Source organism: Streptomyces morookaense, from assembly GCF_013030945.1.
Lineage (GTDB): Bacteria > Actinomycetota > Actinomycetes > Streptomycetales > Streptomycetaceae > Streptomyces > Streptomyces morookaensis.
On sequence record NZ_JABBXF010000067.1, the window covers coordinates 1 to 15328 of the forward strand.

14 protein-coding genes and 2 pseudogenes are annotated in these 15328 nt (G+C 72.2%); 9 read left to right on the plus strand and 7 right to left on the minus strand.

Features of this window, described 5'->3' with window-relative positions:
* Positions 1-78: 78 nt before the first annotated feature.
* Positions 79-297: a hypothetical protein gene (locus HG542_RS25310; RefSeq protein ID WP_171085274.1), complete on the plus strand. Its 219-nt coding sequence runs from the start codon at positions 79-81 to the stop codon at positions 295-297.
* A gap of 50 nt (positions 298-347) precedes the next feature.
* On the opposite strand, the gene HG542_RS25315 is transcribed toward HG542_RS25310, so the two are convergent.
* Complete coding sequence (locus HG542_RS25315; protein WP_171085275.1) at positions 348-515, minus strand: hypothetical protein; 168 nt, start codon at positions 513-515, stop codon at positions 348-350.
* A gap of 205 nt (positions 516-720) precedes the next feature.
* Between HG542_RS25315 and HG542_RS25320 the strand changes: the two are divergent.
* Positions 721-1934 (plus strand): annotated as a pseudogene (locus tag HG542_RS25320) (globin domain-containing protein).
* A gap of 14 nt (positions 1935-1948) precedes the next feature.
* Here HG542_RS25320 and HG542_RS25325 read toward each other — a convergent pair.
* A complete protein-coding gene (locus tag HG542_RS25325) occupies positions 1949-2656 on the minus strand; it encodes a B3/B4 domain-containing protein (RefSeq protein WP_171085277.1) in 708 nt (235 codons plus the stop codon).
* 323 nt (positions 2657-2979) lie between these two features.
* Between HG542_RS25325 and HG542_RS25330 the strand changes: the two genes are divergently transcribed.
* The gene (locus HG542_RS25330; RefSeq protein ID WP_171085279.1) at positions 2980-3552 is read left to right on the plus strand and encodes a helix-turn-helix domain-containing protein; all 573 of its coding nucleotides are present in this window, start codon (positions 2980-2982) and stop codon (positions 3550-3552) included.
* A 7-nt stretch (positions 3553-3559) separates the two neighbouring features.
* On the opposite strand, the gene HG542_RS25335 is transcribed toward HG542_RS25330, so the two are convergent.
* Entirely contained in the window at positions 3560-5611 is a 2052-nt protein-coding gene (locus HG542_RS25335; protein WP_171085281.1) for an alpha/beta hydrolase, read from the minus strand.
* 262 nt (positions 5612-5873) lie between these two features.
* Here HG542_RS25335 and HG542_RS25340 point away from each other — a divergent pair.
* Positions 5874-6128: pseudogene (locus HG542_RS25340) on the plus strand (mycothiol transferase); the annotation flags it as partial.
* A gap of 48 nt (positions 6129-6176) precedes the next feature.
* Here the strand turns inward: HG542_RS25340 and HG542_RS25345 are convergent.
* The 3 genes from HG542_RS25345 to HG542_RS25355 form a co-directional block, all read right to left on the minus strand.
* On the minus strand, positions 6177-8102 hold the full coding sequence (locus HG542_RS25345; protein WP_171085283.1) for a PTS fructose transporter subunit IIABC: 1926 nt from the start codon (positions 8100-8102) through the stop codon (positions 6177-6179).
* A gap of 61 nt (positions 8103-8163) precedes the next feature.
* Entirely contained in the window at positions 8164-9153 is a 990-nt protein-coding gene (pfkB, locus tag HG542_RS25350; protein ID WP_171085285.1) for a 1-phosphofructokinase, read from the minus strand.
* A complete protein-coding gene (locus HG542_RS25355) occupies positions 9150-9914 on the minus strand; it encodes a DeoR/GlpR family DNA-binding transcription regulator (protein ID WP_171085377.1) in 765 nt (254 codons plus the stop codon). Before HG542_RS25355 ends, pfkB begins: the two co-directional genes overlap by 4 nt.
* 153 nt (positions 9915-10067) lie before the next feature.
* Between HG542_RS25355 and HG542_RS25360 the strand changes: the two genes are divergently transcribed.
* From HG542_RS25360 to HG542_RS25375, 4 genes are all read left to right on the plus strand, one after another.
* Positions 10068-10598 (plus strand): GNAT family N-acetyltransferase, encoded by a 531-nt coding sequence (locus HG542_RS25360; RefSeq protein ID WP_171085287.1) that lies wholly within the window; start codon positions 10068-10070, stop codon positions 10596-10598.
* 97 nt (positions 10599-10695) lie between these two features.
* Positions 10696-11265 carry a DJ-1/PfpI family protein gene (locus HG542_RS25365; protein WP_171085289.1) on the plus strand — a complete coding sequence of 190 codons (570 nt, stop codon included), beginning with the start codon at positions 10696-10698 and terminating at the stop codon, positions 11263-11265.
* 368 nt (positions 11266-11633) lie between these two features.
* On the plus strand, positions 11634-12281 hold the full coding sequence (locus tag HG542_RS25370) for a class I SAM-dependent DNA methyltransferase (protein WP_171085291.1): 648 nt from the start codon (positions 11634-11636) through the stop codon (positions 12279-12281).
* A gap of 100 nt (positions 12282-12381) precedes the next feature.
* Positions 12382-12627 carry a hypothetical protein gene (locus HG542_RS25375; RefSeq protein WP_171085293.1) on the plus strand — a complete coding sequence of 82 codons (246 nt, stop codon included), beginning with the start codon at positions 12382-12384 and terminating at the stop codon, positions 12625-12627.
* A gap of 59 nt (positions 12628-12686) precedes the next feature.
* Here HG542_RS25375 and HG542_RS25380 read toward each other — a convergent pair whose 3' ends face one another.
* Positions 12687-13589 (minus strand): SGNH/GDSL hydrolase family protein, encoded by a 903-nt coding sequence (locus HG542_RS25380; RefSeq protein ID WP_171085295.1) that lies wholly within the window; start codon positions 13587-13589, stop codon positions 12687-12689.
* 272 nt (positions 13590-13861) lie between these two features.
* Between HG542_RS25380 and HG542_RS25385 the strand changes: the two genes are divergently transcribed.
* On the plus strand, positions 13862-15319 hold the full coding sequence (locus tag HG542_RS25385; RefSeq protein ID WP_171085297.1) for an NAD(P)/FAD-dependent oxidoreductase: 1458 nt from the start codon (positions 13862-13864) through the stop codon (positions 15317-15319).
* The last annotated feature ends 9 nt before the right edge of the window (positions 15320-15328 follow it).

Genomic DNA, 15328 nt, shown 5'->3' on the forward strand with positions numbered 1-15328 from the left:
ATGACCCATGGATTCATGTTACCGGCCGGAGTGAACATATGAATCGATGTTCATGCGTTCCTGTGTGGTGAGGGCCTTATGACCTCCACCCTCACCCCCACCGGGCCGCCGGCCACGGCGCCCGGCACCGCCCGCGCCCCGGTGGCGCCCCGCCGCCGTGGTGCTGTTCCTGTGATCGTCGTCTTCGCCACCTCCGGCGCCCTGGAAACAGCCGACGCCGTCGTTGGCGGCCTCAACGGCCTGCGCCTGCTCGCCGATTCGGCCTGGCGGCGGGGTGATACGCGCAACGGCCGGTGACCCGCCGGCCGGCCGAATCACCGCCGGGCACGGCGACTTGCCGGTCTTCTCTACTTCTTCCCGCGCCGCTGCTTGCGGGGCGACTCCTCGTCGCGTTCCAGCGCCTCGGGATCACGCCACTCCGTCGACCGCGTCATGCGGCCCGTGCGGGCCTGGTGCTGTGTCGCCCGCTTCAGCTCGTCGTCCTTCTTGGGGCCGTGCTTGCTGCTGCGTTCCATGACTGCACCACTCCTTTCCTCCCTCCAGCGTAGGCGGCACTCGTCCGGAACGCGGCGGGAGACAGCGCGAGGCCGATTCCGGGACTGCCGGGCCCGGTGACAAGGACGTTCGGCCCTCCTTCCGGCACCCCCGCCGCTGAAGGATGGCTGCGTCACGCGCCGGCGTGGCACCTCATCGAGCACGACATCTCCCAGGAGTTCACGCATGCTTTCGGATGAATCGGCAGCGGTGATCGAAGCCACCCTGCCCGCGGTGGGCGAGGCCCTGGACGAGATCACCACCGCTTCTACGCCACGATGTTCGCCGAACGGCCAGAACTGCTCGACGGAATGTTCAACCGCGGCAACCAGGCCAGCGGCGCGCAGCGCCGGGCGCTGGCCGGGTCCATCGCAGCCTTCGCCGGGGCGCTGCTCGCCGACCGCGACGCACGGCCGGAGAACCTGCTGGGACGCATCGCGCACAAGCACGCCGCGGTCGGGGTGACCGACGACCAGTACACGATCGTCCACAAATACCTCTTCGGCGCCATCGCCGAGGTGCTGGGCGGGGCCGTGACACCCGAAGTGGCGGCGGCCTGGGACGAGGTGTACTGGCTGATGGCCGCGGCACTCATCGCCCGGGAAGCGCGGCTGTACCTCGAAGCGCAGGCGGAGCCCGGCCGCCCGTGGCGGCAGTGGACGGTGGTCGAGCGCCGCGAGGAGACGCCCGACGTCGTCTCCTTCCTGCTGCGCCCGGCCGACGGGCGCCCGGCACCCGCCGCCCGCGCCGGGCAGTACGTGAGCGTGCGGGTACGGATGCCCGACGGGGTGCGCCAACTGCGCCAGTACAGCCTCTCGTCGGCGCCCGGCACGGACGTGCGCCGCATCACCGTGAAGCGGGTGCACGGCGGCGACGCCCCGGAGGGCGAGGTGTCCAACCTGCTCCACCGCACCGTGCGCGAAGGCGACGAGCTGACGCTCTCGGCCCCGTTCGGCGACGTGGTGCTGGACGACGGCGACGCCCCTCTGATGCTGGTCTCCGCCGGGATCGGCTGCACGCCCATGGTCGGCATGCTGGCGCGCCTGGCCGCAACGGGCTCCACGCGCCCGGTGCACGTCCTGCACGCGGACCGCTCCCCCGCCGACCATGCGCTGCGGGCCGAGACGCACGACCTGGTGGAACGGCTGCCGGACGCACGGCTCGTGGAATGGTACGAATCCTCCGCCGACGGCGGCGGGCCCGGGGCACGCAGCGGGCAGATGCTCCTCGAAGGCATCGACGGACCCGCCTTCCCCGCCGACGCCACCGTGTACTTGTGCGGGCCGCTGCCCTTCATGCGGGAAATCCGCGGGCAGTTGCTCCGGCTGGGCGTGCCGGCCCGGCACATCAGGTACGAGGTCTTCGGTCCCGATCTGTGGCTGGCCGACGCACAGAGCTGAACTCCCCGCGGATTTCAGACAGTTGTCTCGGGGTGTGCCGGGCCGAGGTAGTGGACAGCGCACTGCTGGGCGTGCGGGGCGAGGAGGCCGTGCAGTTCCTCCGCTGCGGTCTTGAGGATGTCCCCGTCGCGGGTGGCGTGGAGGGTCTCCAGGAGGAAGGCGACGTGGGTGGAGTCCTCGGTGACGCGGGTGCGGTGGGCGTCGCGGTGATTCCAGTGCCGGGTCAACACGTCCGTGGTGTCGGTGTAGATGATCTCGCCGGGGCCGGGGTTCTCGGTGGTGCCGGGTTCGCCGAGCGGGGTGAAGGTCTCGTCGCCGTGCGCGTACCGGATCTCCACGTCGCCGGAGACGCGGTCGAGGTCGAAGGCGCCGGCGGGCAGGCCGTGACGGACGGAGACGGCGTTGTACGAGTCGACGGCCGGGTTGATCCGCGGCAGGGCGCCCTTCTTCGCGAGACGGCGGCCGAGGGCGTCGACACTGGGCCGGATGCGGCGGGGGTTGGTGCCGAAGGAACGGTAGGCGGTGTGCCAGGCCTCGATGCGCGGGTCGTGCTCGTCGGCGGGCTGCCAGGCGCCGGCGGCGAGCTGCTGCTCCAGATCCTCCAGGGCATCGGCGGTGGCGGGCCAGGGCTCACGGCCGCGCAGACCGGTGGCGGTGACGACGGCGATGAGGGCATCGGGGAAGGCGTCGGCGACGGCGGGGGTGAGGCGGAAGGTGGTCATCGAGGGGTCCGTTCCGGGTTTGTGGTCGTTGGTGGGGCCTGGTCGCCGTCGGGCTGGCAACGGGCCGCCCGGGCGGCGCAACAGCTCGGCCTCGGCCTCGGGTTCGTCCGTGATGACGACTGCGTAGTGGCTGGTCGGAACGCCGTCCGCATGTCGGCGCATCCGTAGGCCGGGGAACTGCCCAGGGCCGGCAGCAGAGCGATCACGGAAACACCCCTTACCATCAGTAGAACGACTACACCGTACAACGCATCGACCGACAGCCGTCAACCGAACGACCGCACGGTGCAGTGCATTGGCCCACGCCATGAAGGGACGAACCGATGGCCGCAACCGAGGCGGCGCTGCGGACGCTCGCGCACAACGTCAGGGCGGCCCGCACCCGCGCCGGGCTGTCCCTGGACGAGCTCGGCCGGCGCGCCAAGGTCAGCAAGGGCGCCCTGGTCGGCCTGGAGAAGGCCCAGGGGAATCCGAACTTCGCCACCCTGGTCCGCCTCGCCGACACGCTCGGCGTCTCCGTCTCCGCCCTGCTGGAAGGCCGCTCCGAAGAACGCGTCCGGGTGGTGAGCGCCGATACCGTGATGCCGCTCTGGAAGGGGGAGAGCGGCAGTGAGGCCCGGCTCATGCTGACCACCGGCGGCCCTGCGGCCACCGAGGTCTGGCGCTGGACGCTGGAGCCCGGCGAGGAGTACCCGAGCCATCCCCACCAGGCCGGCGTGACCGAAACCGTCAGCGTGACCGCCGGGCAGATGGTGCTCGTGGTCGACGGCGCCGAATACCCGGTCGCGGCCGGGGAGACGGCCGCCTTCGACGGCGACACCGCCCACGCCTACCGCGGCGCGGGGACCGGGACCTGTCACCTGATCATGACCGTCCACCTGCCGCCCGGCACCTGACGCCCCATCAGGCGGGCGCAGGGAGAGTTCCCCGCAACGGGACACCCTCCGCCGTTCCGGTCACCGAGGCCGGCACGTCCGGGGCGAGCGTGTTCCAGGTGGTGTCGACGCTGCTGTCCCGGCCCGTATCAGGGGTGACGAGGAGATGCGCGGTGACCACGCCCCGGACCCGGTCCCACGTGGCGGTGCCGCTGACGGCGGCGTCGTCCGCCCAGCGCACCCCCGTGAAGCCGAAGCACGCCTGCGTATCACCGGTGACGGTCCAACTGCCGCCGCGCAGGCCCGTGTCATGACCCTCGCTCAGGTAGCCGCTGCGGACGATCGCGTCGCCCACCACCGCGACCCCGGAGGCCGCCGCCCGTAACGCATCGGCATCTGCCTGGTTGCCGGGCGCAGGCGTGGCCGGAACGGTGTCGGCGAGACGGGCGGGGTAAGCCGCGAGGACGGGGATGGCGGGGGTGTGCCGGGTGCAGGAGGTGTTCAGGCGTGACAAGGCGGTGGGGGCGCTGAGGAACTGGCGGTACAGGGACTGGCCGCACGCCTCCGGGCCCGGCCGGGTGCGGTCGGCCATGGCGGTGATGTGGGTGAGGTTGGGCACGGTCACGAACCGTGCGGAGGGCCCCAGTTGGGCCGCGACGTGCCGGCCGCCTGCGGCGGGGGTGAGCGAGTCGAGGTCGCCGCCGAGGACGAGGACGGGCAGCGTCGGCGGCACCCGGGGCGGCCGGGCGGTGACGGGGGTACGGGCGCGCTGCGGCACGGGCCAGTCGAGGCAGGCGTCATAGGTGTTGGTGTAGGCGTCTGCGGTCGTCCACTCGGCGGCCGTGAAGGGAGCGAAGGCGGCATCGGGCTCGGCGGCGATACGGCTCCGGAGCCGGCGGGCGCGTTCGCCGACCGGACCGGCCATGGAGAACAGCTGGGGGTAGTCGGTGCAGGCCGTCGCGAAGTACAGGGTGTCGGAGAAGGCGGGTGGCGGCGCGTTGGTGCCGTCGTACGCGATGGTCTGTTCGGCCAGACGGAGCAGCGGGACGGTGTCCCCGCGGCCGAGGAAGGCCTCGGCCGCGGCCTGCAGGCCGTGGTAGACGGCCGGGTCGGACCCGGCAGCGGTGACCAGGTCCACCAGGGTGGTCACGGTGACGGTGACGGTGACGGGCTGTCCGTCCAGGCCGGTGGTGGTGCCGGTGAGCGGCGTCGCCCGCAGACGGGCCGCGAGAGCGGACACCGTGCGCCAGGCGTCGGCGGATCCGTGTGCGGCGCAGGCCGGGGAACGGCGGCAGGCGAGGCCGAAGGCCTTGCGGGCGGTGGTGATGCTGCTGGTGTACCAGGGATCGAGGCCGAAGACTTCGTAGGTGGCGTCCAGGGTGAGCGAACGGAGCAGGGACGGGTGTCGGGTCGCGAAGACCTGGGCGAACCAGCTGCCGTAGGAGTCTCCGTACAAGTCGACGCTGTTCAGGCCCAGTTGGGGCAGCAGGTCGGCGAGATCCTGCGCGGCGTCGGCGGTTCCGAACGACTCCGAGGCATGGATCCAGCCGCCGTCGGGGCGCTGCCAGGTGTGGTCGAGACGGTCGCCGCAGGCGCCCACGGTGCGGGCGAAATCGGGGCCGGAGGGCCGGCCCTTGTAGTTCTCCAGCTCGGCACAGCGCAGGACTTCGGAGTGGCCGGTACCCCGCAGGTCGACCATGAGCAGGTTGCGGTGTGCCCGGAGCGGGCCCAGCAGCTCCAGATACGCGGTACGCGAGTACGTGGTCGCCCAGCCGGGGCCGCCGTCGACCACGACCGTGGTGCCCTCGGGCCGCCCGGTGGCCGGTACCCACTCGAAGCCGATCCCCAGAGCCGGGCTGCCGGGCGTACCGCGGTCCAGCGGGACCCGGGCCGAGCCGCACCAGCTCTCCGGCTGCCGGCCGCACGGGCCGAGCCGGAGGGTACCGAGCCGGAGCACGGGGCCCGGCGTGCACGCCCCGGCGGGCGCCGCGCCCACCGCGACGAGCATCACCAGCACCAGGACGGCGAGAGCACTGCGGCGGGCCGAAGGACCGGCGAACCGGCGGGACGTGACGGTCATGCCGCCCTCCTGGATGAGGCACCGACGCGGTGCGGCTCCGGCCCGGGCCGCCAACTCCTGCGGTGCGGTGGGCACTCAGCAGTTTTGTGCATGAACGCCGCCGTCGCCAGTGGAGCACCCCGGAACGCCGGACCCGGCTCCGCCCTGCCGGGTGCCGCCGACGCGGGCGCGTACGGGGTCCACCGCCTCCCACTGCTCCGGTCCCGGACTCGCCGGGGCCGCGGGGAAGAGCCCGTCCTGTTCCTTGATGATGTGCTCGCCAGCGCTGGACACGGTCGGCAAGGTGCCGTGGTGGCCCGATGGCAGGGACGAAGTGACGTTGCATCATGCCGTGGTGCGCGTGATCGCCGATACGCACCGGCACGCGGGGCATGCCGACATCGTCCGGGAGCTCATCGACGGTGCCGTCGGGATGGCCAAGGGCAACGGCAGCATGCCGTCGGGCGACCCGGTGTGGTGGGAGGACCACCGGAGCCGGCTGGAGCGTGCGGCCCGGGAAGCCGACCGGGACGCGTGACGCCGGCGCGGGCCCACCTGACCGGCGGGCCCCTCGCCCCGGGCGGCATCAGGCCGCAACGGTCGCCTTCGATGCCGCGGGCTGCCGGGCGGCAGGGCTCTTCTCGCGGAGGCTCTTGAGGAGGATCACCAGCGCTGCCGCGACAGCCGTACCGGCCGCGACAGCAAGCAGATAGAGCAGCGGCCGGCCGATCAGCGGGACCACGAAGATGCCGCCGTGCGGGGCACGCAGGCTGCAGCCGAAGGCCATCGACAGCGCGCCGGTGACCGCACCGCCCGCCATCGCGGAGGGGATGACCCGCAAGGGGTCGGCGGCTGCGAAGGGGATCGCGCCTTCGGTGATGAAGGAGGCACCGAGCACCCAGGCGGCCTTGCCGTTCTCCCGCTCGGTCGTGGTGAACAGCCGGCCGCGCACGGTGGTGGCCAGCGCCATCGCCAGCGGCGGGACCATGCCGGCCGCCATCACCGCGGCCATCACCTTCAGGCTGCCCTCGTTGGGGTGGGCGAGGCCGCCGACGGCGAATGCGTAGGCGACCTTGTTCAACGGGCCGCCGAGGTCGAAGCACATCATCAGGCCGAGGACGACGCCCAGGACGACCGCGTTGGCGCCGGAGAGGCCGGACAGCCAGTCGGTCAAGGCCTCTTGGAGCGTGGCGACCGGCTTGCCGACCACGAGGAACATCAGAAAGCCGACGACCGCCGAGGAGAGCAGCGGAATCACGACGACCGGCATGATGCCGCGCAGCACCGCGGGTATGCGGACCCGCTGGACCGCCCTCACCACCGCGCCCGCCAGCAGACCGGCGATCAGGCCGCCGAGAAAGCCCGCGTCGACGGTGAGCGCGATCGCGCCACCGACGAAGCCCGGGACCAGGCCGGGCCGGTCGGCCATGCCGTAGGCGATGAACCCGGCCAGGACCGGGACGAGGAAGCCGAACGCGACGCCGCCGACCTGGAAGAACAGGGCCGCCCAGCTCGTGGCTCCCGTCCAGGCGAAGTGCTCCGCGACGGACGGTGCCTTGTCGATCGTGTACCCGCCGATCGCAAAGGCGAGGGCGATGAGCAGGCCACCGGCGGCGACGAACGGCACCATGTAACTGACGCCGGTCATCAGCCACTTGCGCAGCCGGGTGCCGAAGCCGTCGGCCGCGTCGCTGCCCTTGTCCATCGGCGCGGTGACGGTGCGCGCCGGGGCGCTCACGTCGCCGCGCTCCGCCTTCTCCCGTACCTCGGCGATGAGTTCGGCGGGCCGGTTGATGCCCGCCTTCACACCGACGTCGACGGTCGGCTTGCCGGCGAACCGCTCCTTGTCCCGTATCTCGACGTCGTGCGCGAGGATCACGCCGTCCGCTTCCGCGACGAGTTGCGGGTCCAGCCGCTTGAATCCGGCCGAGCCCTGTGTCTCGACGTTCACCACGACGCCGGCGGCCCGGCCCGCCTTCTCCAGCGACTCGGCGGCCATGTAGGTGTGCGCGATGCCGGTGGGGCACGAGGTGACGGCGACGATCCGGAAGGGCGGCTCGGCAGAGGCCGGTTCGTCGCCGCGGATCAGGGCGGCGGCCTGCTCCGGCTCGGTCGCCGAGCGCAGTGCGCCGGTGAACGTCTCGTCCATCAGGTGACGGGCGAGCGACGAGAGGATCGTCAGGTGGTCCGCGTCGCCGCCCGTGGGGGCCGCGATGAGGAAGATCAGGTCGGCCGGGCCGTCCGGCGCCCCGAAGTCGACACCGGAGGTACTGCGCCCGAACGCCAGCGTCGGCTCGGTGACATGCGCACTGCGGCAGTGCGGGATGCCGATGCCGCCGTCCAGACCGGTCGGCATCTGTGCCTCGCGCGCGGCAACGTCCGCGAGGAAGCCCTCCAGGTCGGTGACGCGGCCGACCGCGGCCATGCGTTCGGCCAGCGACCGTGCGGCGGCTTCCTTCGTTTCTGCGGACAGGCCGAGGTCGACCAGTTCCGCGGTGATCAGCTCACTCATCGCGGGCTCCCTTGCGCGCGGTACCGCCGTGGGGCGGTGAGGGTGGGAAAGACGGATCCGGCTACGGGCGGCGCATGTCCTCCCGACTCCCGCTCGACAGCGCCCGGTTGACCGGCTCCGTCAGCGGACGGGCCAGGGGGACGTCGTCCGTCGTGGTGACCGCCGCCGGCACGAGGTCGGCCGGTGCCGGCATCAGGCTGCCCGGCAGCTGCACGGCGGCCGCACCATAGGCGACCGCAGCGGCCAGTGCCCGTACACCCGTGCCTCCGGCCACGAGGAAACCGGCGAGCGAGGCGTCGCCCGCACCGACGTTGCTGCGGACGGTGGCGACGGGGGCGCCGGCGAAGTGGGCGCCGGCTCCGTCGACCAGCAGCTGTCCGTCGGCACCCAGCGAGGCCAGTACGGCGCGGGCGCCCGCCGCGCGCAGCTCCTCGGCGGCCTTGACCGCGTCGCCCACGGTCGCGAGCGGGCGGCCGACGGCCTGCGCCAGTTCCTCGGCGTTCGGCTTGACGACATCCGGGCGTTCGCGCAGCGCGGCGGTCAGCGACGGGCCGGAGGTGTCCAGGGCGATACGGGCGCCCGCGCGGTGCGCCCGTGCGACGAGTTCGGCGTACCACTCGGGCGGCAGGCCGCGCGGCAGGCTGCCGCAGCAGGCGACCCAGTCGGCGCCCCCGGAGCGCGCGCCGACCGCCGCCAGCAACGCCTCCGCCTCGGCGGCGGTCAGCTCCGGCCCGGTCGCGTTGATCTTCGTGAGGGTGCCGTCGGGTTCGACGGCCGAGATGTTGGACCGTGTGTGGCCGGTCACCGGCACGCCCGCCACCTCGATGCCCTCGGCACCCAGCAGCCCGGCCAGCGCGGCACCCGCGGGGCCGCCCAGCGGCATCACCGCGAGGGTGCGGTGCCCGGCCGCGGCAACGGCCCGCGAGACGTTGACGCCCTTGCCGCCCGGATCGATCCGGTCCGCGGTGGCCCGGAGCACGGCCCCGCGGTCCAGCGCCGGGATCTCGTACGTCCGGTCCAGGCTCGGGTTCGGGGTGACGGTGAGGATCATGCGCGCACTACTTCCGTGCCCGCGCGCTCGATGGCGAGGGCGTCGTCGGGGCTCAGCCCGGTGTCGGTGATGAGCAGGTCCACGTCCGACAGTTCACCGAAGCGGGCGAAGTGCTGCTGCCCGGACTTGGCGGAGTCGGCGAGGAGGACGACCCGGCGGGCGGCGGCGATCAGCGCCCGCTTGACCGCGGCCTCCGCAAGGTCCGGGGTGGTCAGGCCGCCTTCCGGGGAGAAGCCGTTGGTGGCGAGGAACAGCACGTCGGCGTGGATCTCCCGGTAGGCGCGCAACGCCCAGTCGTCGACGGCGGCACGCGTACGGTGCCGGATCCGCCCGCCGACGAGGTGCAGGGTGAGCCCGGGGCGGTCGGCCAGGCAAGCGGCGACCGGCAGGCCGTGCGTGACGACGGTCAGCTCGGCCTCCAGCGGAATCCCGGCGGCGAGCCTGGCGCATGTCGTACCGGCGTCCAGGATCACGCTGCCGCCGTCGCCGGGCAGTTCGGCCAGCGCGACGCGGGCGATGCGCTGTTTCTCCTCGGCGGCGACGGCGTCCCGCTCGGCGAGGTCGGGTTCGAAGTCCAGCCGGCCGGCGGGGATGGCGCCGCCGTGCACCCTGCGCACGAGACCGGCACGGTCCAGGGCCTTCAGATCGCGCCGCACCGTTTCGGCGGTGACCTGGAACGTCTCCGCGAGGGACAGCACGTCCACGCGCCCGCTCCCACGGGCGAGCCGCAGGATCTCCTGCTGGCGCTCCGGTGCGTACATCAGCGTTTGCGTCCCATCCATGCCCGAGTCTGTGGTTTCACGGCCAAGGTACGCTCCGAACTCGGGGAAGTAAACAGAAACGGGCGTCGGACGGACCCAATCGGACAGGGGTCCGCCCCACGACCCCCTAAACCCATATGTCAGGATTCATCCATGAATCATGTCGACATCGTCCCCATGCAGCTGTCCCATCTGGAAGGCGTGCTGAACCTCGGCCACCGCGCGTACGACGTGAACGCGATGCCGTACACCTCGTGGTCGCTGTCCACGGTCGCCGCGCACTGGGACGCGCAACCGGAGGCGTGCTGGGTCGCCGTGGACGACGAGGGGCTGCTCGGTTTCGTCCTCGGATCCCTCTCCTACGACGAGCGCGAGGACTGGGGCTACCTCGAATGGATCGCCCTCGACGAACGGGCCCGCGGCAAGGGCATCGCGAGCACACTCGTCGAACGGTGCTGCACCGCACTCTTCACCGCCGGAGCCTCCCGCATCATCACCGACGTGGAAGCCGGCAACCAGGCGTCGGCATCCATGATGCGCCGCAACGGGTTCACCGAAGGCGTCACGGTGACCCTGTTCACCCGCCCCAACCCCAGCCACCCCGCTCCCCCGGCCGCCCACCCCCCGCGCGACCCCGCCCGCACCCGCCTCCGCCGCGCTGCCCGCACCACCAACACGCCCTGATCCGCCTGCAGTTCGTGGAGGCGTACTTGCGCCACCGCGCACCGGCCCAGTACACCTGCCGGGCAGCAGGCGCATCGCCGCAGCAAAGGAGCAGCACATGCCCAAGGTTCTGATCCTCACCGGCGATGCCGCCGAGGACCTGGAGGTCTTCTACCCTTACCAGCGCCTGCGGGAGGAAGGGTACGACGTCGACATCGCCGCCCCCGCCGTGAAGACACTGCAGTTCGTGGTCCACGACTTCACACCGGGCTTCGACACCTACACCGAGAAACCGGGCCGTACCTGGCCCGCCGATGTCGCGTTCGCCGACGTCGACCCCGCCGACTACGCGGCACTGGTCGTCCCCGGCGGCCGGGCCCCCGAATATCTGCGCCTGGACGCCGACGTGCTGCGCATCGTCCGGCACTTCTTCGACACCGGCAAACCCGTCGCCCACATCTGCCACGGCGCCCTCGTCCTCACCGCAGCAGGCGTGCTCCGGGGCCGCCGCACCACGGCCTACCCCGCCTGTGCCCCGGACGTACAACAGGCGGGCGGCACGTTCACGGACGCGGAAACCGTCGTCGACGGCAACCTCGTCTCCGCCCGCGCCTGGCCCGACCATCCCGCCTGGATGCGGGCCTTCGTGGAGCTGCTGCGAGCGAACGCGCCTGTCAAGCAGGCGTAGAGCTCTCTGGGGGCGGAAGTCCCATGCGGTTCGCCGGCGCCCCGAAGGGGCGCGGGGAACTGCGCGACCAGCCACGACGTCACCCGCAGGCGACGTACCGGACTTCCCGGCGGAGCACTCGGTGGCGGCCGAACTACTGGCGGCGAACTGCTCCTGCGTCGTAGCCCCCTCACATCGGCTTGCCGATCCGCTCGGCCCGGCGGACCAGTTCGCTGCCGAGCCTGGTGCGTTCGCAGCGGACCTCGTGGCCGTACCGGACCCCGGCGAGCACCTGAAGGAACTTCGCCACCGCAGTCCGACGGGCATCCTCCGGCTGCCCTGGGGTGGCTGGTTGAACGCAGGCACTCCCCTCCCGTTACGGTCTCCGGGTGACCGAACTCGACACCTTGCACGCCACCCGCGACGCCTACGACGCCATCGCCCCCGTCTACGCGCAGCAGTTCCGCGACACGCTGGGCGACCGTCCTTTGGAACGCGCCCTCCTGAGCGCCTTCGCGGAACTGGTACGGACGAACGGCAACGGCGGGGTCGCGGACCTCGGCTGCGGACCGGGGCACGTCACGGCTCACCTCCACGGGCTGGGCCTGAACGCCTTCGGCATCGACGCGTCCCCGGTGATGGTCGGCCTCGCCCGCGAGGCCAACCCGGGGCTGCGGTTCGAGGTCGGCTCGATGGCCGCGCTGGACATCGAGGACGGCACGCTCGGCGGGGTGCTCTCGCGGTGGTCCGTCATCCACACCCCGCCGCAGGACCTGCCCGCCGTCCTGGCCGAGATATCCCGGGTCCTGGCCCCCGGCGGGCACCTGCTGATCGAGTTCCCCGCCACCGACGGCCCCGACCACGAGACGCAGGCCTACGACCACACGGTGCTGACGGCCTACCGCTGGTCCCCCGACCGCCTCGCCGGGCTCCTGCGCGATCACGGACTGACGGAGTCGGCCCGCATCGTGATCGAGCCCGGGCCCACTGACCGGCGGCAGTTCCAGGAGGTCCAGCTTCTCGCGTACAAGGCGTAGGCCGGGGAGCCATTCGCCCGATCCGTCACGTTCGGCCGGGACCCGGCGCCGCCGTGCGTGCGCCCGGTCGCCTGAAGAGCCGTCACCTATAGTCGATCTCATGACCAAGGAGACCAACACCGAGGAGCCGAAGCGGAATCCGGCGATCACTGCGCTCTCGCTGCTGGGCCTGCTGGCGATGTGCGGACTGCTGACGTACATGGCCTGGTTCACGGAATGGGGGCGGTCGCCGGAACTCCTCGGAAAGTGGCTCACCGCGAAGTACGCCCTGAAGGCCGCCGTCTTCGCGCCCGTCGGGATCGTCGGCCTGGTCGCCTGGTTCCGCTCGCGGCGGAACCGGCCCTGAGCCGATGCCGCCGGTTTCGCGGTACGTGCCGTGACCGGCTCGGCTCAGGTCAGGTCGGCTCAGGTCAGCAGCGCCTTGGTGAGCGCAGCGACATAGGCCTGCCCGGTGGCGTTGGGGTGCAACGGGGCCGAGGGCGAGGTGGGGAGGAGACCCTCGGTCCATTTGGCTCCCGGCGGCCGGCACGCGTCGTGTCCCAGGACATTGCCCGGGTTGCTGAACAGCGCGTTGTGGCTGCCGGCGACGGCGCCCAGCATCGTGTGCATCCGCTGCCAGAGGCCGTGGACGTACGGGACGTCGCCCCGGGCGATCGGCACGAGCGGCCAGCACCCGGTGGTGGGCGGCAGCAGCGGAAGGTACCCGACGAGCACGACGGTCGCGTGCGGGGACCGCTGGTGGATGCCGTCGAGGACACCCGCCACCTTCGGGGCCACCGCATTGATCATCGCCGCCGCCCGGTCGGTTCCGCCGGCGGTGTAGTGCTGCCGACAGGGGTGGCCCATCGGGTTGGTGAAGCTGCCCTGGAGGCACGTGGCGAGGATCTCGGCGAGGGTGTCGTTGCCGGAGATGGTGACCGTGACCAGATCGGCGTCCGGGGTCAGCGCATCGAACTGCGGCGGGTTCTCCCCGAGCGGCTGCAGGCGCTGCGGGCTTGCCATGTCCGCAGTCTTCGCACCGGCACAGGAGGCGTCGACGAAGTGGGCCACTCCCAGCGATCTGGCGAGGTCGTTCGGGTAGTTGTCCGTGGCCCGGCCGCACCCGGCCGGTTCGCCGTGGATCTTCGTGGCGGTGCCGAACGACGCGAAGGAGTCGCCCAACGCGACGTAGCTGCCGTAGCCGCGTGCCCGGGCATCGGCAGAGGCGGGGGCGGGGGCAGCTGCGACGAGCCCGCCCACCACCACGATCGCCGAGGTCAGGGCGGCCAGCAGCCGACGCGTTCTGTGCCACAGGATGTGACGGGGCATGACTGTTCCCTCCCCGGAGCGGATTGGCGCATGGTCCGACGAATTCACTCCCCTCGATTCCGCGCACGCATACGCGGGACGACCGCGTACAGCGGGTGAATGTTTGACCTAAGGGGTCGTTGAATCGGGTGATGCCGCGGGGCGAACTCCAAGGCACCGCAAGGGGTTTCGAGCGAGTGCGCCCACCCCTCTGCGCAGCCGTGTCTCATTCGCAGCCCCGCAACCTTCCGCTCCACATGCCCGTCCTGTTGTCTTCCCGAATGGTCAAGACCGTGACAGCCGATGTGGTGATCGTGGGGAACGGCGTGCTGGGCCTGTCGGTCGCCGTCGAGACGGCACTGCGGGATCCTGCCCTGCGGATCGCCGTGGTCGGTCCGCAGGCACGCCCCGGTTCCGCCTCCGTGGCGGCGGGCGCCATGCTCAACTGCTTCGCCGAGGTCACACGGCGTACCGGTGAACATCCCGCATCCCGGGCGAAGTTCGCGCTGGCGCGCGAGGCGGCGCGGCTGTGGCCGGGCTGGCTGGACCGGCTCGCGGAGGCGGCGGGGGCCGGGGCGGTTCCGGTCCGGCATGCGCGGGGGACGCTGGTCGTGCTGGGCGCGCGCACCACGGCCGACGGGGCGGGCAGCATGCGCGCGATCCGCGCAGCGGCCGAGGAGCACGGCGAGCCGTTCGAGGACGTGGATCCCTACGACATCGGCTTCTTGGAGGCGGAGGCGGGCGAACAGCCGGTGGACGCCCTGTACTTGGCGGACGAAGGGGCGGTCGACGCCCGGCAGCTGCTCGCCGCTCTGGACGCCGCCGCGGCCGGGCGGGGCGTCATACGCATCGCGGACGAGGTGGCGTCGCTGGTGACGGACGAGGACGCGGTCACCGGAGTGCGCCTGTCCTCGGGGACGGCACTCCCCGCTGGAGCCGTCGTCCTCGCGGCCGGCGCGGCGACCGGTCGTCTGATCGGGCAACTGCCCCCGGGCTCGGTGCAACCGATGCTCAGCGGTGCGGGCGTGGCGCTGGAGACCGAACGCGTACGGGGCGAGGCCGTGCCGTACGTCGTGCGCACGCCCACCCTCGTCGGCGGCTGCGGACTGCACGCGGTGCCGCTCGGGGACGGAACCGAGTACGTGGGCGCGACCAACCACGTCTCCTTCGACGCGCCTGCCGGACCGCGGCTGGGCATCGTCCAGGCGCTGCTGTCCGGCTGCGTCGCGCAGCTCGACCGGAACATCGCCTTCTCGGCCGTGCGGCACTGGCATCACGGCATGCGGCCCGTCACGTGGGACACCTTCCCGCTCCTGGGCCACGGGCCGCTGCGGGGCCTGTACTTCGCGACGGGCACCTACCGGGACGGCTTCCACGGCTCCCCGGCGATCGCCCGCCACCTGGCCGGACTCCTGACCGGCGGCGCCGCTCCGGAGGACGAAAAGAACGATCTGTACGCGGTGTTCGCGCCCGGGCGGAAGCCCGTGGAGACGATGACGGCGGACGACGCGGTGGAGCGCTTCGCGGAGATGGCGGTCCACGTCGCCGTGGAACGCGGCATGCGGCTCCCGCACTTTCTCGACGCGGAACCGATCGCCGCGGCGTGCCGGCAGCTGGCGCACACGTGCATGGAGCTGCTGGGCGTCCCGGTCGCGCCGGCACCGGAGATCCTCCATGCCGTGTCCGAGGCCGGCGCGGAACGGATCCGTCAAGTGGCCGACTCCCTGCGTGCGTTGCGCCGCCGCGACTGACATCGGGAG